Here is a 24,854-nt window from a genome sequence, read left to right on the forward strand (position 1 = left end):
GATGAATGGCATAATTAACTTAATAAAACCTAAAGGAATTTCTTCATTTAAATGTGTTTCATACATTAAAAAGATTACTGGCATAAAAAAGGTAGGACATACAGGAACACTTGATCCTGAAGCTGAAGGTGTTCTGCCAATATGTGTTGGTAAAGCAACTAAAATAATTGACTTTATTATGACTAACAATAAAGAATACGAAGTTCGTTTTAAATTAGGAGTAGTAACTGATACATATGACCTTGAAGGCAGTGTTTTAAAGGAATATGATTATTCTAATATCACTGAACAAATGATAATGAATTCAATTAATAAATTTGTAGGTGATATTAAACAGGTTCCTCCTATGTATTCAGCACTTAAAAAGAATGGTGTCAGATTATATGAATTAGCAAGACAGGGCATAGAAATTGAAAGACCTGCAAGAGACATAAAGATATACTCTATTTCTGATATTAACATAGATATACCTTATGTTACTATGAAAGTTAATTGTTCAAAAGGTACTTATATAAGAAGTTTATGTTATGATATCGGTGAAGACTTAGGTATTGGTGCAACAATGACAGATCTTAAAAGAACTGCTAATGGTAAGTTTAATATTAAAGATGGAATATGCATGAACGATTTGACTTCGGAAAATATAAATGATTATATAATTTCTATGGATGAAGCACTCAACGTATTTCCAGCAATTTATGTTGATAATTATTTTTCAAAGCTTCTGATGAATGGAGTAAAAGTTAATAACCCCAAAATTACTAAAGAAAAACTTAAAGAAGATGTTTTCTATAGAGTATACAATGAATCTAGTGATTTTATAGGTATTGGACTTTATAAAAACGGAGCTTTTAAAATGGATAAGTTATTATTATAAAATAGAAGGATATGTTATGAACTATAATATTTATAATAAAAATAAAGGTATATATGTTGTACTTGGTAATTTTGATGGACTTCATATTGGGCATATGAGTCTAATTGATGAAGCAGTTAAGCTTTCAATAGAAAATAACTGTTATTGTATGCTTTATTCCTTCAAAAATCATCCTCTAAAACTAATAAATAAAGATATAGCACCTAAATTATTAATGACTAATACAAATAAAGTTAAAACACTTCAGAAAAAGTCAGTTGATATCATTAAACTGGTTAATTTTGATGAAACATTAATGAAGACTAGTCCTGAAGATTTTATTTTAAATCTTATCAGTGAATATAATATCGAAGGAATTATAGTTGGTTTTAATTATCGATTTGGATATAAGAATATGGGTACTATTGACTTATTAGAAAAGCTAAGCACAAAGTATAATTTTATGTTAAAAGTTATGCCTCCATGTAAAGTTAATAATCAGATAGTAAGCAGTACAAAGATTAGGAACCTTATATCTAGCGGAAATTTAGAAGAAGCTAATATAATGTTGAACAGAAAATATAGCTTAGAAGGAATCGTTGTACAGGGAAGGCAAATCGGTAGACAAATTGATTTCCCTACAGCAAATTTAAAATATGATAAGGATTTTGTAATTCCTGCGATAGGTGTATATTATACTAATGTGGAATATAACGAAAAATTATATAGAGCAATTACTTCAGTAGGAAATAATCCTACTGTATCTGGAAATAAACTTACTATTGAAACTTACATTCTTGATTTTTCAGGCAATTTATATGATAAACATATTACTTTGTTCTTTATAAAAAAAATTAGAGATGAAAAAAAGTTCGATTCTTTAGATGCATTAAAGGCTCAATTAAAAAAAGATAAAAATTTTGCAAAATCTCAGCCTTTTAACATATAAAACTCATTTACAAGTATTTATGTTTATGCTATAATAACTGTCGAGAACCTAAGGCTATGATTTAAGAACTGCCAACTTACTTCTTGGCATTAGGGGATAATTACGCGGAGGTGTTTTACTTATGGATAAGGCAAGAAAACAAGAAATAATCGAAAAATATGCAAGACATGAAGGAGATACTGGTTCTCCAGAAGTTCAAATTGCATTACTATCAGAAAGAATTAAATCTTTAACTGAGCATTTAAAGACTCACAAGAAAGATCATCATTCAAGAAGAGGTCTTTTCATAATGGTTGGACAGAGAAAAGGCTTATTAAATTATCTATATGAACAAGATATAGAAAGATATAGAAGTATAAAGAAAGAATTAGGCATCAGAGGCTAATTTCTATTTAGAGCGGGTTAACCCGCTCTATTATTTTAAATTATTAAAATCCTGAAAGGAGGATATTAAATGACACATACACATCAAATAGAAGTTGCTGGAAGAACTATGAAAGTAGAATCTGGTAGAATAGGAATGTTATCAGATTCAGCTATTTTAATGAGTTATGGAGATACAGTTATTTTAACTAACGCTAATGCTTCTGACCAGCCAAGAGATGGAATCGACTTCTTTCCATTAAGTGTTGAATATGAAGAAAGATTATATTCTGTTGGAAAAATACCTGGAGGTTTCCTAAAAAGAGAAGGTAAGCCTACTGATAAAGCTATTCTTCACGGAAGAGCAATAGACAGACCTTTAAGACCATTATTCCCAAAGGGATATAGAAATGACGTTCAAATCGTTTGTACAGTAGTTTCTGTAGAAAATGATAACCTTCCTGAAATTTTAGCAATAAATGCTGCTTCAACTGCATTATGTTTATCATCAATACCATTTACTACACCAGTTGCAGCTGTTCAGGTTGGATTAATTGATGGTAAGTATATTTTAAATCCTACAACAGAAGAAAGAAAGGTAAGTGACTTATCACTTACAGTATGCGCAACTAAAGAAAGAGTAATGATGGTAGAAGCAGGCGGTAATGAAATCCCTGAAGATACTATGATTAACGCTATAGATTTCGGATTCAATGAATGTCAGAAAATCGTTGCATTCCAAGAAGAAGCTATGAGGAGCTTTGGTAAGGAAAAGAAAGAACCATTAATTCACGAAGCTGATGAAAACTTAAAGCGCGAAATTAATGATTTTTCTTTCGACAACATTAAAGATGCAATGTACATCACTGACAGAGATGAAAGAAATGCTAAGATGGATGAAATAAAAACTGCTATCAATGATAAGTTTTTAGAAACTTATCCTGATTCAGCATCAGATATAAATGAAATTGTTTATAAGATTCAAAAAGAAATCGTTAGAGATATGCTTTTAAATAATCATAGAAGACCTGATGGAAGAAGATTTGATGAAATAAGACCTATTTCATGTGAAGTTGATGTATTACCTAGAACCCATGGTACAGGTTTATTCTCTAGAGGATTAACTCAGGTAATGACTGTTGCTACTTTAGGTTCAATTGGAGATATACAAATTCTTGATGGAATTGGTGAAGAAGAATCTAAGAGATATATTCATCATTACAATTTCCCTGGATATAGTGTTGGTGAAGTTAAGCCACTAAGAGGACCAGGAAGAAGAGAAATCGGTCATGGTGCATTAACTGAAAGAGCTCTTGAACCATTAATACCATCAGAAGAAGAATTTCCATACACAATAAGACTTGTATCAGAAGTTTTAAGTTCAAATGGTTCTACATCACAGGCATCTGTATGTGGATCAACTTTAGCACTATTAGATGCTGGTGTTCCAATAAAGAGACCTGCTGCTGGTATAGCAATGGGACTTATTACATCAGAAGATTTATCTAAAGAAGAAGTTATTACTGATATCCAGGGAATAGAAGATTTCTTCGGAGATATGGACTTTAAGGTTGCAGGTACTGAAAAAGGTATCACATCAATTCAGGTAGATACTAAGATAGCTGGTTTATCAAAACAATGCATACATGACGCAATTTATGGTGCAAAGAAGGCTAGAATGGAAATCCTTGAAAAGATACATGACTGCATACCAGCTCCAAGAAGCGAAGTGTCAATGTATGCTCCTAAGACATCTACTATAACAATTAACCCTGATAAAATCAGAGATGTTATCGGTGCAGGTGGTAAGGTAATTAATAAGATTATTGCTGATACTGGTGTTAAGATTGATATAAAAGAAGATGGAAGAGTTTTTGTATCATCACCAGATCATAAGGCAGTTGATACTGCAGTAGGAATAATAGAAGGACTTACTAAAGAAGTTCAAGTTGGAGAAGTTTATTTAGGTAAAGTAACCAAGATAGCAACTTTTGGTGCTTTTGTTGAAATTTTACCTAACAAAGAAGGTTTAGTTCATATATCTAAACTAGATATAAACAGAGTAAACAAAGTTGAAGATATCGTTTCAGTCGGAGACCAGATACTTGTTAAGGTTACTGAAATAGATAACCAGGGCAGAATTAATTTATCAAGAAAAGATGCTATAGCAGAATCTGATAAAAACACTGATAACTAAGAAATAAAGGGCAAGTAATATTGCCTTTTCTTTTTATTTGAAATAAGAAGTAAGAATATATATTGATATCATTACATAATCTTATCTTAGGGAGGGTTTGATTATGGATGATAATATAAGATTATTAAGCGATATAACAAAGTGCGAAATAATTAATGTAAATGATGGCGAAAAATATAATACAATCATCAATAATGATATAATTATTGATGAAAATGGATATTTGAAGTTTTTAATTGTAAACCTGGGTTCAGGAAAAATTAGTTTTTTTAACAAAAATGAATTTCTTGAAATACCATGGTCTACAGTAAAAAAGATAGGAACCAAAACAGTATTGTTAGATGCAGACGACGATGTGATTACTAAATCTAAGCTGTAAAGGAGTGACATTGCTTTGAATATATTAATACAAAAATTTGGAGGTACTTCTGTATCTTCAAATAGCAGACGTAAGCAGGTTGTAAGCAAAGTAAAGAAAGCATTAGCTGATGGCTTTAAACCGGTTGTTGTTGTAAGTGCTATGGGTAGAAAAGGTGCGCCATATGCTACCGATACATTATTGTCTTTAGTAGATGATAATTTTAAAGCAGATAATAGACAGGCAGTAGATTTGCTTTTATGCTGTGGAGAGTTTATAAGCACAGTAGTAATGTGTAATGAACTTAATAATGCAGGAATAAAGAGCGTCCCTCTTACAGGAGGGCAGGCTGGTATAATTACCGATGATAATTATAATTCAGCAGAATTAACTGATACAAAGCCTGACTTAATTGAGTCAATACTTGCAAAAGATATAGTGCCTGTAGTTGCAGGTTTTCAAGGAATAAATAAAGATGGTATCTTAACTACACTTGGAAGAGGCGGAAGTGATACTTCTGCAGCAATACTAGGTGTAATGCTTAAAGCAAAGGAAATACAAATTTATACTGATGTAGATGGTATTATGACTGCAGATCCAAGAATAGTACATTCAGCTGAGCGTATTCCAGCAATGAGCTATAATGAAACATTTCAGTTTGCTGAACAAGGAGCAAAGGTAATTCACCCAAGAGCAGTTGAAACTGCCATGAAGGGTAATATACCTCTTGTAATAAAGAATACAATGACTGATTCCGAAGGAACAATAATCAATAGCATGGGATACAGAGATTCTAAAAAGCTGATTACAGGAATTACACATGTAGCTGGAAGAGTTCAGATAAGTATAAGGTTACGTGATAATACTAAAGAAAACTATAAACATATATTAAAGATTCTTGGTGATAATAATATAAGCCTTGATTTAATCAATATATTCCCTAACGAAAAGATATTCACAATAGATGAAAAAGATAAAGATAACATTCTTAACATATTAACATCTATGAATATGAATTATACTATGATTGAAAAGTGTTGCAAGATATCAATAATCGGTTCAATGATACGTGGTATTCCAGGTATTGTTGCCAAGATAGTAGATGCACTTGAAGAAAAAAATATAGATGTGTTGCAAACTGCAGATTCACATACAACTATCTGGTGCTTAATAAAAGAAGATAATGTAAATGAAGCAATTCAAATTCTTCATGATATCTTTTTATAGTATAAAACCTTTCTTCTATGATTAAACTATCATAAAAGGGAGGTTTTTTTATGGAAGAAAATAAAGATGTTAGAGTAACAAAAGAGGTAAGTGATATTAAAGAACTTGGTAACACAAATGAACTTAAAAGAGATAAAAGTATTCAAGTTTTAAGTATAATAGGACAGATTGAAGGACACGCAATACTATCACCACAAACTAAAACAACAAAATATGAACATATGATTCCACAGCTTGTAGATATAGAAGAAAATCCAGAAGTTAAAGGAGTTTTGTTTATATTAAATACTGTTGGAGGAGATGTTGAAGCTGGTCTTGCAATGGCAGAACTTATTACAAGTTTAAGCAAACCTACTGTTTCTCTAGTTATTGGAGGCGGACATTCAATTGGCGTTCCACTTGCTACAGCTTCAAATTATTCTTTTATATCTCCATCAGCTACTATGATTATTCATCCTATAAGAATGAATGGGCTTGTAATAGGAGTACCACAGACATTTAATTATTTTCAAAAGATGCAGCAGCGAATTAATTCATTTATCACAAGGACATCTAAGATAGATAATGCAACTCTTGAAAACTTAATGATGAGAACAGATGATCTTTTAAATGATATGGGAACTATTCTGATAGGTAAAGAAGCAGTTAATATAGGATTAATTAATGAAGTGGGCGGAATTAAGGATGCTTTAAAAAAGTTAAAAGAACTTATTGCAGAAAAGGAATTATAGTTATTCTATAATTCCTTTATGCTTTATTTTATTCTCAATTTATTTTATAATTGTATGAGAGTTTGAAAGGGGGAGATGTACCGTTGGCTAAAAGAAAAAACACAAAGAATACAAAAAACAATAAAAAAGCAAACAATACTTCTGACATTAATGGAATAATCGGAATTGCATGTTCAATTATAATAATGTTGGGTTTATATACTAATGCTGTTGGATACTTTTCATATATAGCTCAGAAATTGCTAATATCTCTATTTGGACTAGGAGCGTTTCTCATTCCAATATATATTATGTATCTATCTATTATATATATTAAGAATAAAGGCAGGATAATCCTGAATAGAAATTTCATTTTAACAACTGTAATTGTAGTTAACACATTAATACTTGTACAGGCTATGAATTTCTATACTTATTATAATCCAAAGGATGGCAGCCTACTTATGAGCATTGAAGCAATAATAGATGCAAACAGTAATATGCATGCTGGTATTATAGGATTACTTGTAACTTTTCCGTTAGTAAAGTTTATCGGTAGTGTAGGGACATATATAGTCAATTTCTTTGCATATGTCATATGTCTTATCTTAGAATTCAATATTACTCTAGACAGCCTTAATGTTAAGCCAAGAAATAAAAAAGCTTCTAAGAATTCTAAAGCTAACACGATAGAAAAGTCTCATGTAGCTCCAGAGATAAGGGATAATAATGAAGCTGTCAAAGGCATAAGTAGTAAGATAAGAATCCTTGATTCAATGAAAGATGAAGCTGCAGTTGATAATATCAGAGTTGAAAGTACTCCAAAGATTGATACTTATGAAGAGACTAAAAAAAATAACAGTTCAGAGGATAAACTTGATAATGATGTAAAGGAATCAATTAATAAAGAATTAAATGATAGAATTTTAGAAAATGGCAGTCAGAAAGAATATACTTATCCTTTGGTTGAATTCCTAAATAATAACAATAAATCCATCATGAATAAAGAAGATAAAAAAGAACTGCTTAGCAATGCAAATAAGCTTGAAGAAACATTAAATTCTTTTGGTGTAGATGCAAGCATACTGCAGGTTACTAAAGGTCCTTCTGTAACAAGGTATGAACTTCAGCCTAGTGCAGGAGTAAAGGTAAGCAAAATAGTAAATCTTGCAGATGATATAGCTTTAAGCTTGGCGGCAAATGGTGTAAGAATAGAAGCTCCTATCCCGGGAAAGTCTGCTGTTGGTATAGAAGTTCCAAATAGAGAACTCTCTCCTGTATGTATAAGGGAAGTAATAGATTCAGATGAGTTTATTAAGTCTAATAAGAAATTAGCCTTTGCACTAGGTAAAGATATTTCAGGTAAATGTGTTGTAGGAGACTTAAGCAAAATGCCTCACATTCTGATAGCTGGAGCTACAGGGTCAGGAAAGAGTGTATGTATAAACACACTTATCGTAAGTTTGCTTTATAAGTACTCTCCTGAAGATGTAAAACTTCTAATGATTGATCCTAAGGTAGTTGAGCTTAATGTATATAACGGCATACCACAGCTTCTTATACCAGTAGTAACAGATCCAAAGAAAGCTGCAGCTGCACTAAATTGGGCTGTTAATGAAATGACTAGAAGATATAAACTATTTGCAGATACAGGAGTAAGAAATATCGAAAGTTATAATGAACTTATTAATAAGGGGATAATAGATGAGAAACTCCCATCTATAGTTATCATTGTAGACGAGCTTGCTGATTTAATGATGGCATGTCCTAAGGATGTTGAAGATTATATATGCAGACTTGCACAAATGGCAAGAGCTGCGGGTATGCATCTAGTAATTGCTACTCAGCGTCCATCTGTTGATGTTATTACAGGTGTAATAAAAGCTAATATACCTTCAAGAATATCTTTTGCAGTTTCTTCACAGATAGATTCAAGAACAATACTTGATTCAAGTGGTGCTGAAAAACTTCTTGGTAAAGGTGATATGCTTTATTATCCATCAGGAGTATCAAAACCTTTAAGAATTCAGGGTTGCTTTATATCAGAAAGCGAAGTTGAAAAAGTAGTTAATTTTATTAAGGACAATGATGAATCTGTAGAGTATAAGGAAGATATTCTAGAACACATTAATAACGAAGTAAGTACCGAATCTTCAACTGAAGAGGATGAAAGAGATGAACTGCTTGATGAAGCTATACGAATAGTAGTTGAGTCAAATCAAGTATCAACTTCATTCCTACAGAGAAAGTTAAAAATTGGCTTTAACAGAGCAGCAAGAATAATAGAACAATTAGAAAATATGAAGATAATTGGACCACGTGAAGGCAATAAGCCAAGACAGGTATTAATATCAAACAATGATATAGAAAATCAATAAAATTCATATTTATAATAAAAAAACTTGTTAAAGTATTTAAACAGTTTTAAAATATATATGAATTAAAACATCAGGAGGAATAAAACTTGAAAAAATACAAAGTAGGACTTGTAAGTCTTGGGTGTGACAAAAATAGAATTGATTCAGAAATAATGCTTGGATCTATGTCTGAAAATTATGAAATAACAAATGATCCGATAGAAGCTGATATAATAATCGTTAATACTTGCGGATTCATTGAAAAAGCAAAAGAAGAATCTATAAACACTATATTAGAAATGGCTGAATATAAGAAAAAACATAACTGTAAACTGCTTATAGCTACAGGATGCTTAACTCAGCGTTATGGCAGCGAACTTCTTGAACTTATGCCTGAACTAGACATAATTCTAGGTGTTAATGACTATTTTAAAATGAATATATACATTGAACAATTTATAAAAGATCATAAGAAAATAGCTAAGGTTGATTATAGCGATGAAAATATAAATCAAGGAAATAGAATAATTAGTACAGGTAAAGCTACTGCATACTTAAGAATAGCAGAAGGATGCAATAACTGCTGTACTTACTGCATTATCCCTAAGATAAGAGGAAAGTATAGAAGCAGAACTAAAGAAAGCATTGTTAAGGAAGCTAAAGAATTAGCTGATCAAGGAATTAAAGAAGTTATCTTAATAGCCCAGGATACAACAAGATATGGAACTGATATATATGGCGAAAAGAAACTTCATGAGTTAATGCATGATATAGCAGAAATAGAAGGTATCGAGTGGATAAGAGTTTTATACTGCTATCCAGAAGAAATATATTCTGAAATGATTGAAGAAATGAAAAACAACGATAAGATATGTAAATATGTAGATCTTCCTATACAGCATATAAGCAATTCTATATTAAGAAAAATGGCTAGAAAAACAACAAAGCAGGATATTATGGATAAAATAAAGCTTCTTAGAAAAGAAATTCCAGAGATTGTTTTAAGAACTTCTTTAATAGTTGGATTCCCTGGTGAAACAGAAGAGAATTTTATTGAATTAAAGAACTTTGTTGAAGAAATAAAACTTGATAATCTTGGTGTATTTACTTACTCACAAGAAGAGGGAACTCCAGCTGCAAAGATGGATAACCAAGTTGAAGAGGAAGTAAAAGAAAGAAGAAGAAATGAAATAATGCAGGTTCAGCACGAAGTTGCAGAAGAAATAAACAATTTAAAAGTAGGTAATATTTACAATGTACTTATTGAAGGGTATAATGGAAGAGAATATATTGGTAGAAGTTTTGGAATGGCTCCAGATGTAGATGGAACAATACTAATAAAGAATGCCGATAAATTAAATGTTGGAGATTTTATTAAAGTCCAAATTACCGATCGAAGAGAATATGATTTAATAGGAGTTGTTTTTAATGAACCTAGCTAACAAATTAACAGTAATTAGAATCATACTAGTTCCAGTGTTCGTTGTATTTATCTCTTGTGCTAATATACCGTATGGAACTTTTATAGCAACATTAATTTTCATACTTGCATCAATAACAGATAAATTAGATGGCTATATTGCAAGAAGCAGAAATCAAGTTACTAACTTTGGAAAGTTCATGGATCCGCTAGCTGATAAATTACTTGTTGTTTCAGCGTTAATTTTACTTGCTCAATACAATCTGGTACCAGCATGGGTTGTAATAATAATAACTGCAAGAGAATTTGCAGTATCAGGTCTTAGAACACTAGCTGCCTCAGACGGTTTGGTACTTGCTGCAAGCTGGTGGGGAAAAATTAAGACTGTTTTTCAGATTATAGCTGTTATTTCATTATTATTTAAATTAAATATATCAACATATGCTCCATTAAAAAATTATGTATATAGTAATTCTGCTTTGAATGGCTTCTTTACATATGGAACTACAATCTTGGTATATGTTGCAGCATTAGCAACATTAGTATCTGGAATCGAGTATTTTGTTAAGAATAAACATGTTATAAATACTAATGAATAATGATTAAAATAATTTATATAGTCAATACTTATAATAAAAGTTCCATTATTATATAGTGGGACTTTTAAATTAGTTGACAATTTACTAAAAAATAATTATAATAATTTGCAAGAACAAATGTTCTGTCTTTTATAAATCGAAAGGGAGTGTTTTTATGAGTATAGATGCTGAAAAGCTAAAAGCAATAGATGCTGCCATGGGGCAGATAGAAAAACAATTTGGAAAAGGCTCTGTAATGAAGCTTGGAGAACATAGCGTATTAAATGTTGATGCAATTTCTACTGGATGTCTAGACTTAGATATCGCATTAGGAATTGGTGGAGTTCCAAGAGGAAGAATTATAGAAATATATGGGCCTGAATCTTCAGGTAAAACTACTGTTGCATTACATATATCAGCAGAAGCTCAAAAGATAGGAGGAGCTGTTGCATTTATCGATGCAGAACATGCATTAGATCCTGCATATGCAAAAAATCTTGGTGTTGATATAGAAAATCTTATCGTATCACAGCCTGACACTGGAGAACAAGCACTTGAAATAACTGAAGCTTTAGTTAGATCCGGAGCAATAGATGTTGTTGTAGTCGATTCAGTTGCAGCATTAGTTCCAAAAGCCGAAATAGAAGGTGAAATGGGAGACAGTCATGTAGGTCTTCAAGCAAGATTAATGTCTCAGGCATTAAGAAAACTTACAGGTACTATAAATAAATCAAAATGTATCGTTGTATTTATCAATCAATTAAGAGAAAAGGTTGGTATTATGTTTGGTAATCCTGAAACTACTCCAGGTGGTAGAGCATTAAAGTTCTATTCATCAGTAAGACTTGATGTTAGAAGAATCGACTCAATAAAACAGGGCGATCAGATAATTGGTAACAGAACAAGAGTAAAGATTACTAAGAATAAAGTTGCTCCACCATTTAAGCAGGCTGAATTTGATATTATGTATAACGAAGGGATATCAAGAGTTGGTAATATAATTGATGTCGGAGTTAAAGAAGAAATAGTTCAAAAGAGTGGAGCTTGGTTCTACTGTGGAGATATAAGACTTGGACAGGGTAGAGAAAACGCGAAACAGTACTTAAAAGATAATCCTGATTTAGCTCTAGATATTGAAAACAAGATCAGAGTTAAAAATGATCTTCCACCAGTATCATCTGCAGTTAACAATGATGTTGAAACAAAAGAATCAACAAAAAAAGATGATGCAAAAAATATTAAAGAAGAAAAGTAATAATATACAATCTTTTAAGTGAAAAGCCACCCGCTAGCGGGTGGCTTTTATTATGCTTTTTAAGACAGAAGCACCTATTGATTCCATAAACCTCACCTAACTCTTATAACGGGTCTGTAAAAGCTCTTCACATGCTCACTCTCAAAGCATAAGTTTTAAATGAGGAACTAGCTGAGTATTTACTCCTAAATAAAATATTATCAATGGTTTTTAAAGGCATTGACAATATATTATTTTTAATATAAAATAATAACAAATACTGGTTTAACATATTCAAAGAACAGTAAAATAAATTAGCACCTTTCCGAGCTTTCTATTTACTAGATGATATACGGCCTAAATTGATGTGAGGAGGTGTAATTAATGAATCCAATTTATTATATAATTGCAATTATTGCATTTATCATGATTGCAGTAGCTGAAGTTATAATAATAAAAAATGCTTCAAAAAAGAAAATAAATGATTTAGAAAATCAAGCAAAATCAACACTTGAAGCAGCAAGAAAAGAATCAGAGTCTTTAAAAAAAGAATCAATTTTAGAAGCAAAAGAAGAAGTTCACAAATTACGAAGTGATTGTGATCGAGAACTAAGAGAAAGAAGAAACGAAGTCCAAAGGTTAGAAAGAAGATTAATTCAAAGAGAAGAATCAATAGACAAAAAAAGTGATATTCTTGAACGAAAAGATACTGAAATCAACGAGAAGATGGACGAAGTTGAAAAAATTAAAAATCAGGTTCAGGAACTTTACGATAATCAAAAAGCTGAACTAGAAAGAATATCTAACATGTCATGTGAAGAAGCTAAACAATTACTTCTTGATGAGGTAAATAAAGAAATCAAGCATGATGTAGCCGTTATGATTAAAGAGGTTGAAACAAAAGCAAAAGAAGAAGCTGATAAACGTTCTAGAGAAATAATCACAACTGCAATTCAAAGATGTGCTGCTGATCATGTATCAGAAACAACAGTGCATGTAGTAAATCTTCCAAATGACGAGATGAAGGGAAGAATTATCGGTAGAGAAGGTAGAAATATTCGTACTTTAGAAACACTGACTGGTGTAGATTTAATAATTGACGATACACCTGAAGCAGTAATTCTATCAAGCTTTGATCCAATACGTCGAGAAATCGCAAAAATTGCACTTGAAAAACTAATTGTTGATGGTAGAATACATCCAGCACGTATAGAAGAAATGGTTGAAAGAGCAAAAAAAGAAGTAGATGATGACATTAAGGAAGAAGGAGAACAAGCTACTTTTGAAACTGGAGTACATGGTTTACATCCTGAACTTATAAAATTATTAGGAAGATTAAAGTATAGAACAAGTTATGGTCAAAATGTTTTAAAACATTCAATAGAAGTTTCATATTTAGCTGGATTAATGGCTTCAGAATTGGGTTTAGATGTAAATACGGCTAAAAGAGCAGGCTTACTACATGATATAGGCAAAGTTGTAGATCAGGAATATGAAGGTCCTCATGCTATAATTGGTGGGGATTTAGCTAAGAAATATAGAGAATCAGCTGTAATAGTTAATGCTATTGCAGCACATCACGGTGATGTCGAAATGATCTCTTTAGAAGCTGTACTTGTTCAAGCAGCTGATGCAATATCAGCGGCAAGACCTGGTGCAAGAAGAGAAACTCTTGAAGCTTATATTAAGAGATTAGAAAAACTTGAGGAAATAGCTAATTCTTATGATGGTGTAGATAAATCTTATGCAATTCAAGCGGGTAGAGAAATAAGAATAATGGTAAAACCTGATCATGTTGATGATGCAGGTGCTGTAGAAATGGCTAGAGATATGGTTAAGACTATAGAGCAGCAATTAGAATATCCTGGACAGATAAAGGTTAACATTATAAGAGAAACTCGTGCCGTTGAATACGCCAAATAATTTTAAAAAATACATTTTGCAATAATTTGCAAAATGTATTTTTTAATTTAAAGGAATTTAAATAATAATGTAGAATATAATATATGTTGGATTAATGATAGGTATAGTCATTCTAATGTAAACGATATCTAAAAATATGCTAGGGGGAAAAATTAATGGAAGTATTAAAAGTATCTACTAAATCTAATCCTAATTCAGTTGCTGGAGCATTAACAGCAATTATAAAGGAAAAAAATATTGCAGAAATTCAAGCAGTAGGTGCAGGAGCTATAAATCAGGCAGTAAAAGCTATTGCAATAGCAAGAGGATTTATAGCTCCAAGCGGAAAAGATATTATATGCGTACCTGCTTTTGCTGATATTGAAATAAATGGCGAAGAAAGAACAGCCATTAAGTTAATAGTACAACCAAGATAGATTAAATTGGCGAGTTTTCCTTATTTCTTGATTTTGCCCTTTATATAAAAGATGATATAATAAAAATATGTTTAAAATCTTTATGGGGGTGCTTTATGAATTTATCAAGAAAAGCAAATAATATATCTGGTTCTCTTACTTTAGAAATTACTGCAAAGGCAAATAGAATGAAAAGTGAAGGTATTGATGTTGTAAGCTTTGCAGCTGGAGAACCAGATTTTAATACACCAAAAAATATTATTGATGCAGCTTATAAAGCGATGCAGGACGGAAAGACAAAGTATACTCCGTCATCAGGAATTGAATCTTTAAAAAAAGCAATCTGTAATAAATTTAAAAAGGAAAATAACCTAGAATATAATATTAATCAAGTTATAGTGTGCAATGGTGCTAAACAATGTATAGCAAATGTATTTTTATCAATCCTTAATCCGGAAGATGAAGTTCTAATTCCTCGTCCTTACTGGGTAAGTTATCCTGAGCTTGTTAAGCTTGCTGACGGAAAGCCAATATTTGTTGACACAAAAAAACAAAATGATTATAAATACTCTGTTGATGTATTAGAAAGATATGTTTCAAGCAAAACTAAAGCAATTTTGTTGAATAGTCCAGGCAATCCATTAGGAAATGTTTATACTAGGGACGAATTAACGGAAATAGCCGCTTTCGCAAAGAAATATGACTTATTTATTATATCAGACGAAATATATGAAAAGCTTATATACGATGACTGTAAACATATTAGCATAGCATCTCTTAATGAAGATGCATATAATCGTACAATAGTGATAAATGGAGTATCAAAGTCATATTCAATGACAGGATGGAGAATTGGTTACTGTGCGGCATCTGAGAAAATAATTAAACTAATGAACAGTATTCAAAGTCATTTTACATCTAATCCAAATTCCGTTGCGCAATATGCAACATTAGAAGCGCTTACTGGCGATCAAAGCACTATAGCTATTATGGCTAAAGCTTTTGACGAAAGAAGAAACATTGCAATGAATATGCTTGATAATATAAATGAAATATCATATATAAAGCCACAAGGAGCTTTCTATATTATGATTGATATTTCTAATTTAATAAACAAATCATTTAATGATATCAAAATTAAGGATTCTTTGGCTTTCTCAAAATTATTATTAGAAGCCGAAAATGTTGCAGTTATTCCTGGAAGTGCGTTTGGATTTGAAAATTACATAAGAATTTCCTATGCAACATCATCAGAAAATGTAAAAAAAGGCATTGAAAGATTACAAGCATTTATTAATAATTTAAAATAATTTAAAATTATAGTTGAATTATGATTCAAAAATTATTATAATTAAATAGGTTAAATATTATTATAATTAAAGAGGTGGATATAATGGTAACTAAAGAAGTTGTTGTTAAAAATTCAACTGGTTTACACGCTAGACCAGCTACATTATTAGTAAAGAAAGCTTCAGGCTTTAAATCTGATATCACAATCGAATGCAATGGCAAGAAAGCTAACGTTAAGAGTTTAATCGGAGTTTTATCTTTAGGTGTAACTAAAGACGCAGTTATAAAGATAGAAGCTAATGGTGATGATGAAACTTTAGCAGTAGAAGAAATTGCAAAATTAATAGAAAACTTAGAAGAATAATTAGTTTTTATAATTAAATAATATTGCATTAAAAGGCACTGTATAGTGCCTTTTAATTTTGCGTTTTTAATCATCACAATTATTAAATAGTGAAATTATTTTATATATATGTTATAATACGAAATATAGATAACAAATAAATACAAATATTCGTTGGAGGCACTTATGAGAGATCAATACAACACACCATTAAATTCACGTTATGCTTCAAAAGAAATGTCATACATATTCTCAGAAGACAAAAAATTTACTACTTGGAGAAAGCTATGGGTTGCCTTAGCTGAATGTGAAAAAGAATTAGGCTTAAACATAACAGACAAGCAGATTGAAGAATTAAAATCACATATTAACGATATTAATTATGATGATGCAATAAAAAGAGAAAAAGAAGTAAGACACGATGTAATGAGCCATGTGTATGCTTACGGACTTCAATGTCCAACAGCAAAAGGAATAATCCATCTGGGCGCTACAAGCTGCTATGTAGGCGATAATACAGATATAATAATCATGAGAGATGGGCTTCTTTTAATAAGAAAGAAAATCATAAATATAATAGATGCGTTAAGCAAATTTGCCGAGAAGAATAAAGATATACCAACTTTAGGTTTTACTCATTTACAACCTGCCCAGTTGACTACAGTAGGCAAGAGAGCCACTTTATGGATTCAAGATCTAGTAATGGATCTAGAAAATATAGATTTTGTACTTAGCAATCTAAAACTTAGAGGAGTAAAAGGCACAACTGGTACACAGGCAAGTTTTATGGAATTATTTGAAGGCGACGAAAGCAAAGTTAAGGAACTTGACAAATTAGTTGCAAATAAGATGGGTTTCAGCAAAAGCTTTGGTGTAACAGGTCAAACTTATCCAAGAAAACTTGATTCAATAGTTTTAAACACATTGTCAGAAGTAGCACAAAGCGCATATAAATTCAGCAATGACCTTAGACTTCTTCAAAATATGAAGGAGATGGAAGAGCCGTTTGAAAAGAATCAAATAGGTTCATCTGCTATGGCTTACAAAAGAAATCCTATGAGATCAGAAAGAATAAGCGGCCTTGCAAGGTTTGTAATAACAGCTTCATTAAATCCTGCTATTACTGCTTCTACTCAATGGTTTGAAAGAACTCTTGATGATTCTGCTAACAAGAGACTTTCTGTTTCTGAATCATTCCTTGCACTAGATGGAGTTTTAAATTTATATCTAAACATATCTGAAAACATAGTTGTTTACAAAAAAGTCATTTCAGCTCATGTAAATAATGAACTTCCATTTATGGCAACTGAAAATATAATTATGGAATGTGTAAAAAGAGGTGGCGACAGACAGGAGCTTCACGAAAGAATAAGAGAACATTCTATGGCCGCTGCACAAAGAGTTAAAATGGATGGCTTAAACAACGATTTAATTGATAGAATTAAAAATGATTCATTCTTTAATTTAACTAACGAAGAAATTGATAATATCATAGATCCAAAGAAATTTATAGGAAGAGCTCCTGGTCAGGTTGTAGAATTCATAAATGAATATGTAAAACCAATTCTTGAAAAAAATAAAGATTTACTTGGCGAAGAAGCCATAATCAACGTATAATAAAAAAATAATTTCAAATAAGCTTCAAATTACATTTTCTACGAGAAATAAATAATTTGAAGCTTATTTTTTGTCAGAATCGATGCATAATAAATTGTGCATTAACAAAGTTGTATACCACAAAAAACATTTGCAAAACTTAATATAATTGAAAAAAGCCAAAATATATGCTATAATTCTTATAAATAGTTTCGCTAAATGCATATTTAGCGAAACTATTACTCAAAAACAAGGGGGATTTTATGATTTACGATATTCAATGTCTTCATGACAATGATTCGCCACAGCGTGTGAATGAATTTATAAATTATCTTGAAACTATTAAAGGAAAATCAGCAAATACATTAGATGCTTACAAAATAGATCTAAATTTATTTTTCAGATTCATAAAAATATATAAAGGATTTATAAAAGACAAAAATATAGAATTCGAGGATATTAAAATTGATGATATCGATGATTCTGTAATTAAGGCATTAACTTTGTCGGATTTATATGCTTTTATATCTTTTACAGAAAAATACAGACATAATAATGCCCGAACTCGTGCACGTAAAGTTGCTACATTAAAATCATTTTTTAAGTTTCTTCATAGCAAAATAAGAATTATAAACGATAATCCTGCATTAGAATTAGAAACACCTAAAGTTAGTTCAAGGCAGCCAATATACCTGACTTTAGACGAAAGTCTTGCGCTTCTAAATTCTCTTGATAAGAATAATAAGAATTATTACAGAGATTACTGCATATTAACGCTGTTTCTTAACTGTGGAATGCGTGTATCTGAGTTATGCGGTATTGATACAACTAAAATAAAGGGGGACACCCTATCCATAATCGGTAAAGGTAATAAGGAACGTACAGTTTATCTTAATGAATCATGCAAGAAATCTATAAATGATTATCTTAATGTAAGAGATAATACTAAAGTTCCATTTGAGGAAAAAGACGCTTTGTTTATTAGCTCTATGAATCGTAGAATCAGCAAAAGAAGTGTTGAAATTTTAGTGAAAAAATATATTAAAGCTGCAAACATTGATAATGCAGAGATATACACTCCTCATAAACTTAGGCACACAGCTGCTACACTTATGTATAAATACGGCAATGCTGATATAAGAAGTCTGCAGCAGATTCTAGGTCACAATAATGTTTCCACTACACAGATATATACGCACGTTGATAACGAACAGCTAAGAGAAACTATTCAGTCAAATCCATTAGCAAAACTAAAATAAAGATTTTCAAACTCATTTTAAATCTATATTTTATGATATTTTCTAAAGAAAAAGAGAGCCTTAAAATTAACGGCTCTCCTACTCTATCTTTTATATATTTCTATGTTTAATTCTTCTTACTCCTGGGAAAATTTCTTCTGTCAGCTCATCTAATTTTTCTTCATCATCTATAATATCAAGCTCTTCCAAATATTCCACATGGTCAAATGCATCTTCATAAGTACCATCATCAAGATTACTGTACTCCTCCAAGATTCTTACTTTTCTTTCTTCATCGCTTTCCTTATTTTCTAAATCTTTTAGAACTTTTTCATTTTCTTCAATATTTTTTGCAATTTCAGATATCTTAATTGCTTTTGTATCAAAGCCCTCCTGCTCTAAACATTTGCCACAGTTGTCGCAGATTTTATTTGGTATTAGATCGCAATAATCATCTCCACATGAGTAAGCTTCTTTATCATTCTTTTTATTCATAAAATAATACACCTTCTTCTGTATTTTAATGCATTATATATTATAACAGAAATACTTGTTTTAATAAACAAGAACGCAAGTTTGATTAGATAATAAAAGTATGCTATACTATTAGAAAGATAGCGAGGTGAAAAAATGTTAGGCAAAATTTCTAAACAAGAAGAAATATATAATTTTTTAAAAAGCTATACAGAAAGTAAGGGTTATCCACCATCTGTCAGAGAAATCTGTGATGCAGTCGGTTTGAAATCTACTTCAACAGTCCATGGTCATTTAAAAAAATTAGAAGCTAACGGACTGATTAAAAGAGATCCTACAAAGCCAAGAGCTTTAGAAATATTAGAATTATCACATCCAAAAAAAGAAATGGTTAATATTCCTATAGTGGGAAAAGTAACTGCTGGTGTTCCAATATTAGCTACTGAAAATATAGAAGATTATTTTCCTATTCCAATTGAATACATAAAACATGATTCTGATCTGTTTATGTTAAGAGTTAAAGGAACAAGTATGATTGAAGCTGGTATTAACGATAACGACTTAGCTATCATCGAAAAAACTTCTGTTGCTTCAAATGGTGATATAGTAGTAGCTTCAATTGAAAATGCCGCTACTATCAAGACATTTTATAAGGAAAAAGACAGAATTAGATTACAACCACAGAATAAATTATTAGATCCTATATATGTTGATGACTGCACTATATTAGGTAAACTTGTTGGAATCTATCGTTCATATTAATAAAAAAAGGATTATTTATAAAGCTTTCTGCTTATAAATAATCCCTTTTTTATTTTATAATATTAAGAATTTAGAATCTTAGATAAAGCAATCAATATTCCAATCTTTGCATGATCAAATGTTAATCCGCCCTGAAGATATGCTATATAAGGTTCTCTAATCGGAGCATCTGCTGACAATTCAATTGATGATCCCTGAATAAATGCACCTGCTGCCATAATTACTTGATCATTATACCCAGGCATGTCCCAAGGTTCACATTCAACAAATGAATCTATTGGTGATCCTGCTTGAATTCCCTTACAGAAGTTTATTAGCTTAATCTTGTCATTAAATTTAATTGCCTGTATTATATCACTTCTCTTATCTGTATATTTAGGAAGCACTTCAAACCCTGCAAGTTCCATAATTCTTGAACAGAATGTTGCACCTTTTACAGCTTCCATAGTTATATGAGGCGCTAAGAATAACCCCTGGTACATAGATCTCATAACACCAAATGTAGAACCGCATTCAGCACCTATACCTGGTACTGTAAGTCTGTAACTTGCCTGCTCTACACAATCTTTTCTTCCTGCTATATATCCACCAGTTGGTGCTATACCGCCACCGATATTCTTAATTAATGAACCTGCAATAAGATCTGCGCCTACTTCTGTTGGTTCTTTAACATCTACAAATTCGCCATAGCAGTTATCAACAAAAACAATAACATCATTTCTTATTTCTTTTATAAACTTTATTACTTCTTCAAGCTGCTCAATTGTAAATGCATTTCTCCATCCATATCCAGTAGATCTTTGAAGATGTATAACCTTTATAGATTTGTCATTTTTTAATTCTTTTTCGATTGAATCAAAATCAAATCCGCCGTTTCTTAAATCTATCTGTTTATATTTTACACCATATTCCTTAAGAGAACCATTTCTTTCATTCTTGCCATCTATACCAATAACGCTCTGAAGAGTGTCATAAGGTGTTCCTGATACAGCTAAAAGAGTATCAGAAGGTCTAAGATTACCAAATAAGGCAGTTCCTAATGCATGAGTTCCATTAACAAAATGTGGTCTTACAAGCGCAGCTTCTGCACCTAAAACTCTTGCATACACCTTATCAAGAGAATCTCTTCCCATATCATCATAGCCATAACCAGTTGTATTTGTGAAATGGCTGTCGCTTATTCTTTCTTCCTGAAAAGCTGCCAAAACTTTATTTTGATTAAATTCACGAATTTCATCAAATTTTTTGAATTGTTCTTCCACATCAGCTAAAGCCTTATCACTTAATTTAAATATGTTATTATTTATTTTATATCTTATTTTTAATAATTCTTCTGTTACCTTTAACATTAAAGTTCCTCCATATGTATAATTTATGAAATAATCTTATCATAATCAAAAATAATAGGCAAACTTACTGTTTGCCTATAAACTACTCTTCTTCAGCAGGACTTCCTGTGAACAATATGGGTTTAGCAGGAGAAATAGTGGTAATTGCATGTTTATATACCATAGTCTGTTTACCTTCAGCATCTAAAATTACTGTAAAACTGTCAAACCCCTTTACATTTCCCCTCAGCTGCACTCCATTTATAAGATATATCACTACTGGAATTTTATTTTTTCTTGCTCCATTCAAAAATATGTCCTGCAAGTTATTTGTTGTCTTATTCATCAATACCCCTCCTTATATATCAATATATATATATTATACATCAAAGAAATTAAAATTAAACTCTGAGCTCAAATTATATTTATTTTACATTTGATACAATATAATTAATAATTTCTTCTTCAGTTTCATACTGATCCTTATCAATAAATACTGCTCTAGGATCCTTTCTAAACCACGTAAGCTGTCGCTTAGCATAATTTCTACTACCCTTTTTAATTAATTCTATAGACTCATCTAGAGTCATTCTGCCGTCCAGGTAATCTAACACTTCTTTGTATCCTATACCCTGCATAGACTGCATACTTGAATTATAACCACATTCCTTTAAATGCTTAACTTCATCTATTAGTCCTTCATCTACCATTAAATCTACTCGTTTATTTATTCTCTTATATAGAGTTTCCCGATTCATGTTTAATATATAATAATATAAATCATAACTACATGTATAGTAGTTCTCTCCAGATGAATATGATGAAAAAGGCTTGCCTGTAAGCTTATATACTTCAAGTGCACGTATAACCCTTTTTCTATTATTATAATGTATATTTTCATAGCTTAATTTATCACATTTTTTAAGCATATCATGTATATACTCATTTCCCTTTGCATCTGCCAAAGATTCAAGATAATTTCTATAATTCTCATCTTTATCACTCTCAGAAAAATTCATACTACAGATAATTGAGTTGATGTATAAGCCTGTTCCACCTGTTATTATTGGAAGCTTTCCTCTTGATGAAATTTCTTTAATCAAGTTTTCAACCTCTTCCTTATACTGAGCTACAGTATAGCTTTCATCAGGAGATATTATATCAAGCATATGATGCTTTATACCCTGCATTTCCTGCTTTTTAATTTTTGCAGAACCTATATCCATTCCTTTATAAATCTGCATAGAATCACAAGAAATTATCTCGCCATTAAGTCTTTTGGCAAGTTCAATAGATATTGCTGTCTTCCCTACAGCAGTAGGTCCTGCTATAATTAGTAACTTCTGTTTCATATATACCACCTAAACTATTCTTCTAAATCTTTTTTCTATTTCGTTTAATGAGAATTTTATTATTGTAGGTCTTCCGTGTGGACAATGATATGGATCATCCAGATACTTCATCTTTTCAAGAAGAGCATACATTTCATCAATATTTAATTCATCATTAGCTTTAATCGCGGCTTTACATGCTTTTGTTGCAATCCTGTTGTACTTAACTTCAGCAGTAATACCAGAACCTAATTTACGAAGATTATCGATTATTTCTAAGAAAAGACTCCGTGATGAAGCCTTTCCCAGAAAATACGGTACTTCTTTAATTGATACAGTAGTATCTCCAAATTCTTCAACAACAAAGCCTGCGCCTAAAAATACATCCTTGTTTTCTTCAAATATTGAAAAATCATCACATGATAATTCTACAAGTTCAGGCACTAAAAGACTCTGAACTTCTATGCTGCCGTTAAGTATCTTATTATAATAATTTTCAAATAAACATTTTTCATGAGCTGCATGCTGGTCTATCAGGAAAAGTGTTTTATTATATTCAGCGATTATATATGTCTTGTCAAACTGGCCTATAACTCTTAAATCCGGTATTTTAGGAATTAAAGTATCATTATACTCTACATTAGTATCTTCTTTATGTGCATTATTTATATCATAATGGACTCTTTCTTCTGTAATTTGAGGAATATACTCTGTCGTTCTACTCTCTGGTATTATATAATTATCATGAGAAATATTTCTGGCAGCTTCAAGCACTTCTTCTTTTACACTTTGTGGAGTAAAGTTTTCTATTTTTCTTACTGACTCATTAAAAAGATTTACCTTCTCATCTTCCTTTAAGAACGAAACATCCTCATATTCCTTTTTTTCTTCTACCAAAGATATATCCTCCATAAATGTATCCATAACATCATTTCTTAATGCCTTATGCACTGTATCAAAAATTATCTTAAATGCCGTCCTATCATCCTTAAACTTTATTTCTGATTTTGTTGGATGTATATTGACGTCAATAAGTTCAGGATAAGATTCCACAAACAAAATAAAGAACGGAAACTTATTAACTGTAGAGAAAGATTTGAAGGCATTTTCTACTGCTACTGTCAGCTTCCTGTCCTTAACATATCTTTTATTAACAAATATGCTCTGATTGTTCCTTGATCCCCTGCTGATTTCTTCCTTACCTATATATCCATATACAGAATATATATCATTATGTTCTTCAAAATATATCAGCTGTTCACATATTGTCTTACCATAAATAGTTCTTAAAACATCAATAAGGTTTCCTGTACCATAAGTATGCAAAACCTTTCTTGTGCCATTATACAGTTTAAATGATATCTCAGGATAGCATATTGCAATCCTGTTAACTATATCACTTATTAAAGACATTTCTCTTGATGTACTCTTAAGGAATTTCTTTCTTGCTGGTACATTATAGAACAAATCATTAACCTCAATTATTGTTCCATCTGCACAGGCAGTTTCTGTTTTATCTATAACTTCCCCGCCTTCAATATTAAGTTGTATGCCACTATCAAGTTCTCTGCATTTACTTCTTATCTGAATTTTAGATACAGATGCTATACTTGGAAGCGCTTCACCCCTGAAGCCTAAAGATTTTATAGCAAAAATATCATCTTTATTTCTAATCTTGCTTGTGGCATGGGCCATAAATGCTTTTTCAATATCATCAGGATAGATACCAGTACCATCATCTGTTATCTTGATTAACGATGTACCTCCATCCCTGACTTCTATTGTAATGTTCTTAGCATTAGCATCTATACAATTTTCTATTAATTCCTTAACAACTGATGCTGGACGTTCTACAACCTCTCCTGCTGCAATTTTATTGGATGTATTTTCATCTAGTATATTTATTCTTTTTACCATACTATCAC

At 31.1% G+C, this 24,854-nt stretch carries 23 protein-coding genes; 18 read left to right on the forward strand and 5 right to left on the reverse strand.

Annotated features, from left to right (window positions below; genetic code table 11):
* Nucleotide 1 precedes the first annotated feature (1 nt).
* The 17 genes from truB (at nucleotide 2) to FYJ33_RS01795 (ending at nucleotide 19,055) form a co-directional block, all read left to right on the forward strand.
* A complete protein-coding gene (gene truB, locus FYJ33_RS01715) occupies nucleotides 2-877 on the forward strand; it encodes a tRNA pseudouridine(55) synthase TruB (RefSeq protein WP_154530036.1) in 876 nt (291 codons plus the stop codon).
* A 16-nt stretch (nucleotides 878-893) separates the two neighbouring features.
* Nucleotides 894-1,805, forward strand: a complete 912-nt coding sequence (locus FYJ33_RS01720) for a bifunctional riboflavin kinase/FAD synthetase (protein WP_154530037.1) — start codon at nucleotides 894-896, stop codon at nucleotides 1,803-1,805.
* 121 nt (nucleotides 1,806-1,926) lie between these two features.
* Entirely contained in the window at nucleotides 1,927-2,190 is a 264-nt protein-coding gene (gene rpsO, locus FYJ33_RS01725) for a 30S ribosomal protein S15 (RefSeq protein ID WP_154530038.1), read from the forward strand.
* A gap of 69 nt (nucleotides 2,191-2,259) precedes the next feature.
* Nucleotides 2,260-4,365, forward strand: coding sequence for a polyribonucleotide nucleotidyltransferase (locus FYJ33_RS01730; RefSeq protein WP_154530039.1), 2,106 nt, complete (start codon nucleotides 2,260-2,262; stop codon nucleotides 4,363-4,365).
* A 103-nt stretch (nucleotides 4,366-4,468) separates the two neighbouring features.
* The gene (locus tag FYJ33_RS01735) at nucleotides 4,469-4,744 is read left to right on the forward strand and encodes a YlmC/YmxH family sporulation protein (protein ID WP_154530040.1); all 276 of its coding nucleotides are present in this window, start codon (nucleotides 4,469-4,471) and stop codon (nucleotides 4,742-4,744) included.
* 15 nt (nucleotides 4,745-4,759) lie between these two features.
* Nucleotides 4,760-5,950, forward strand: coding sequence for an aspartate kinase (gene dapG, locus FYJ33_RS01740; protein WP_154530041.1), 1,191 nt, complete (start codon nucleotides 4,760-4,762; stop codon nucleotides 5,948-5,950).
* A gap of 50 nt (nucleotides 5,951-6,000) precedes the next feature.
* A complete protein-coding gene (locus tag FYJ33_RS01745; RefSeq protein ID WP_154530042.1) occupies nucleotides 6,001-6,681 on the forward strand; it encodes a ClpP family protease in 681 nt (226 codons plus the stop codon).
* A gap of 83 nt (nucleotides 6,682-6,764) precedes the next feature.
* Nucleotides 6,765-9,038: an FtsK/SpoIIIE family DNA translocase gene (locus FYJ33_RS01750; protein WP_235900739.1), complete on the forward strand. Its 2,274-nt coding sequence runs from the start codon at nucleotides 6,765-6,767 to the stop codon at nucleotides 9,036-9,038.
* Between the two features lie 86 nt (nucleotides 9,039-9,124).
* Nucleotides 9,125-10,459 carry a 30S ribosomal protein S12 methylthiotransferase RimO gene (gene rimO, locus FYJ33_RS01755; protein WP_154530043.1) on the forward strand — a complete coding sequence of 445 codons (1,335 nt, stop codon included), beginning with the start codon at nucleotides 9,125-9,127 and terminating at the stop codon, nucleotides 10,457-10,459.
* Complete coding sequence (gene pgsA / locus FYJ33_RS01760) at nucleotides 10,446-11,036, forward strand: CDP-diacylglycerol--glycerol-3-phosphate 3-phosphatidyltransferase (protein WP_154530044.1); 591 nt, start codon at nucleotides 10,446-10,448, stop codon at nucleotides 11,034-11,036. Before rimO ends, pgsA begins: the two co-directional genes overlap by 14 nt.
* Before the next feature lie 154 nt (nucleotides 11,037-11,190).
* Nucleotides 11,191-12,270 (forward strand): recombinase RecA, encoded by a 1,080-nt coding sequence (gene recA, locus FYJ33_RS01765; protein ID WP_154530045.1) that lies wholly within the window; start codon nucleotides 11,191-11,193, stop codon nucleotides 12,268-12,270.
* A gap of 363 nt (nucleotides 12,271-12,633) precedes the next feature.
* Nucleotides 12,634-14,172: a ribonuclease Y gene (rny, locus tag FYJ33_RS01770; protein WP_154530046.1), complete on the forward strand. Its 1,539-nt coding sequence runs from the start codon at nucleotides 12,634-12,636 to the stop codon at nucleotides 14,170-14,172.
* 155 nt (nucleotides 14,173-14,327) lie between these two features.
* Nucleotides 14,328-14,588, forward strand: a complete 261-nt coding sequence (locus FYJ33_RS01775) for a stage V sporulation protein S (protein WP_154530047.1) — start codon at nucleotides 14,328-14,330, stop codon at nucleotides 14,586-14,588.
* A gap of 95 nt (nucleotides 14,589-14,683) precedes the next feature.
* Nucleotides 14,684-15,877, forward strand: a complete 1,194-nt coding sequence (locus FYJ33_RS01780; protein WP_154530048.1) for a pyridoxal phosphate-dependent aminotransferase — start codon at nucleotides 14,684-14,686, stop codon at nucleotides 15,875-15,877.
* A gap of 83 nt (nucleotides 15,878-15,960) precedes the next feature.
* Nucleotides 15,961-16,221 (forward strand): HPr family phosphocarrier protein, encoded by a 261-nt coding sequence (locus tag FYJ33_RS01785; protein WP_154530049.1) that lies wholly within the window; start codon nucleotides 15,961-15,963, stop codon nucleotides 16,219-16,221.
* 165 nt (nucleotides 16,222-16,386) lie between these two features.
* Entirely contained in the window at nucleotides 16,387-17,817 is a 1,431-nt protein-coding gene (purB, locus tag FYJ33_RS01790) for an adenylosuccinate lyase (RefSeq protein WP_154530050.1), read from the forward strand.
* A gap of 242 nt (nucleotides 17,818-18,059) precedes the next feature.
* Nucleotides 18,060-19,055, forward strand: coding sequence for a tyrosine recombinase XerC (locus FYJ33_RS01795; protein ID WP_154530051.1), 996 nt, complete (start codon nucleotides 18,060-18,062; stop codon nucleotides 19,053-19,055).
* Nucleotides 19,056-19,145: 90 nt separating this feature from the next.
* Here FYJ33_RS01795 and FYJ33_RS01800 read toward each other — a convergent pair whose 3' ends face one another.
* The gene (locus tag FYJ33_RS01800) at nucleotides 19,146-19,529 is read right to left on the reverse strand and encodes a hypothetical protein (RefSeq protein ID WP_154530052.1); all 384 of its coding nucleotides are present in this window, start codon (nucleotides 19,527-19,529) and stop codon (nucleotides 19,146-19,148) included.
* A gap of 135 nt (nucleotides 19,530-19,664) precedes the next feature.
* Here FYJ33_RS01800 and lexA point away from each other — a divergent pair, with 135 nt between their 5' ends.
* Nucleotides 19,665-20,270 (forward strand): transcriptional repressor LexA, encoded by a 606-nt coding sequence (gene lexA, locus FYJ33_RS01805; RefSeq protein WP_154530053.1) that lies wholly within the window; start codon nucleotides 19,665-19,667, stop codon nucleotides 20,268-20,270.
* A gap of 62 nt (nucleotides 20,271-20,332) precedes the next feature.
* Here lexA and FYJ33_RS01810 read toward each other — a convergent pair whose 3' ends face one another.
* The 4 genes from FYJ33_RS01810 to mutL form a co-directional block, all read right to left on the reverse strand.
* Nucleotides 20,333-21,619 carry a methionine gamma-lyase family protein gene (locus FYJ33_RS01810; RefSeq protein ID WP_154530054.1) on the reverse strand — a complete coding sequence of 429 codons (1,287 nt, stop codon included), beginning with the start codon at nucleotides 21,617-21,619 and terminating at the stop codon, nucleotides 20,333-20,335.
* Between the two features lie 82 nt (nucleotides 21,620-21,701).
* Nucleotides 21,702-21,944 (reverse strand): RNA chaperone Hfq, encoded by a 243-nt coding sequence (gene hfq, locus FYJ33_RS01815; protein ID WP_154530055.1) that lies wholly within the window; start codon nucleotides 21,942-21,944, stop codon nucleotides 21,702-21,704.
* A gap of 79 nt (nucleotides 21,945-22,023) precedes the next feature.
* Nucleotides 22,024-22,950, reverse strand: a complete 927-nt coding sequence (gene miaA / locus FYJ33_RS01820) for a tRNA (adenosine(37)-N6)-dimethylallyltransferase MiaA (RefSeq protein WP_154530056.1) — start codon at nucleotides 22,948-22,950, stop codon at nucleotides 22,024-22,026.
* Between the two features lie 9 nt (nucleotides 22,951-22,959).
* Nucleotides 22,960-24,846 (reverse strand): DNA mismatch repair endonuclease MutL, encoded by a 1,887-nt coding sequence (gene mutL / locus FYJ33_RS01825; RefSeq protein WP_154530057.1) that lies wholly within the window; start codon nucleotides 24,844-24,846, stop codon nucleotides 22,960-22,962.
* Nucleotides 24,847-24,854: the final 8 nt, after the last annotated feature.

The organism is Inconstantimicrobium porci (genome assembly GCF_009696465.1).
Classification (GTDB): Bacteria; Bacillota; Clostridia; order Clostridiales; family Clostridiaceae; genus Inconstantimicrobium; species Inconstantimicrobium porci.

Bases quoted from the DNA above. Each gene is read 5' to 3' on its own strand.
- truB (WP_154530036.1), top strand. From the start codon at position 2: ATGAATGGCATAATTAACTTAATAAAACCTAAAGGAATTTCTTCATTT.
- FYJ33_RS01720 (WP_154530037.1), top strand. From the start codon at position 894: ATGAACTATAATATTTATAATAAAAATAAAGGTATATATGTTGTACTT.
- rpsO (WP_154530038.1), top strand. From the start codon at position 1,927: ATGGATAAGGCAAGAAAACAAGAAATAATCGAAAAATATGCAAGACAT.
- FYJ33_RS01730 (WP_154530039.1), top strand. From the start codon at position 2,260: ATGACACATACACATCAAATAGAAGTTGCTGGAAGAACTATGAAAGTA.
- FYJ33_RS01735 (WP_154530040.1), top strand. From the start codon at position 4,469: ATGGATGATAATATAAGATTATTAAGCGATATAACAAAGTGCGAAATA.
- FYJ33_RS01745 (WP_154530042.1), top strand. From the start codon at position 6,001: ATGGAAGAAAATAAAGATGTTAGAGTAACAAAAGAGGTAAGTGATATT.
- pgsA (WP_154530044.1), top strand. From the start codon at position 10,446: ATGAACCTAGCTAACAAATTAACAGTAATTAGAATCATACTAGTTCCA.
- recA (WP_154530045.1), top strand. From the start codon at position 11,191: ATGAGTATAGATGCTGAAAAGCTAAAAGCAATAGATGCTGCCATGGGG.
- rny (WP_154530046.1), top strand. From the start codon at position 12,634: ATGAATCCAATTTATTATATAATTGCAATTATTGCATTTATCATGATT.
- FYJ33_RS01775 (WP_154530047.1), top strand. From the start codon at position 14,328: ATGGAAGTATTAAAAGTATCTACTAAATCTAATCCTAATTCAGTTGCT.
- FYJ33_RS01780 (WP_154530048.1), top strand. From the start codon at position 14,684: ATGAATTTATCAAGAAAAGCAAATAATATATCTGGTTCTCTTACTTTA.
- FYJ33_RS01785 (WP_154530049.1), top strand. From the start codon at position 15,961: ATGGTAACTAAAGAAGTTGTTGTTAAAAATTCAACTGGTTTACACGCT.
- purB (WP_154530050.1), top strand. From the start codon at position 16,387: ATGAGAGATCAATACAACACACCATTAAATTCACGTTATGCTTCAAAA.
- FYJ33_RS01795 (WP_154530051.1), top strand. From the start codon at position 18,060: ATGATTTACGATATTCAATGTCTTCATGACAATGATTCGCCACAGCGT.
- FYJ33_RS01800 (WP_154530052.1), bottom strand. From the start codon at position 19,529: ATGAATAAAAAGAATGATAAAGAAGCTTACTCATGTGGAGATGATTAT.
- lexA (WP_154530053.1), top strand. From the start codon at position 19,665: ATGTTAGGCAAAATTTCTAAACAAGAAGAAATATATAATTTTTTAAAA.
- FYJ33_RS01810 (WP_154530054.1), bottom strand. From the start codon at position 21,619: ATGTTAAAGGTAACAGAAGAATTATTAAAAATAAGATATAAAATAAAT.
- hfq (WP_154530055.1), bottom strand. From the start codon at position 21,944: ATGAATAAGACAACAAATAACTTGCAGGACATATTTTTGAATGGAGCA.
- miaA (WP_154530056.1), bottom strand. From the start codon at position 22,950: ATGAAACAGAAGTTACTAATTATAGCAGGACCTACTGCTGTAGGGAAG.
- mutL (WP_154530057.1), bottom strand. From the start codon at position 24,846: ATGGTAAAAAGAATAAATATACTAGATGAAAATACATCCAATAAAATT.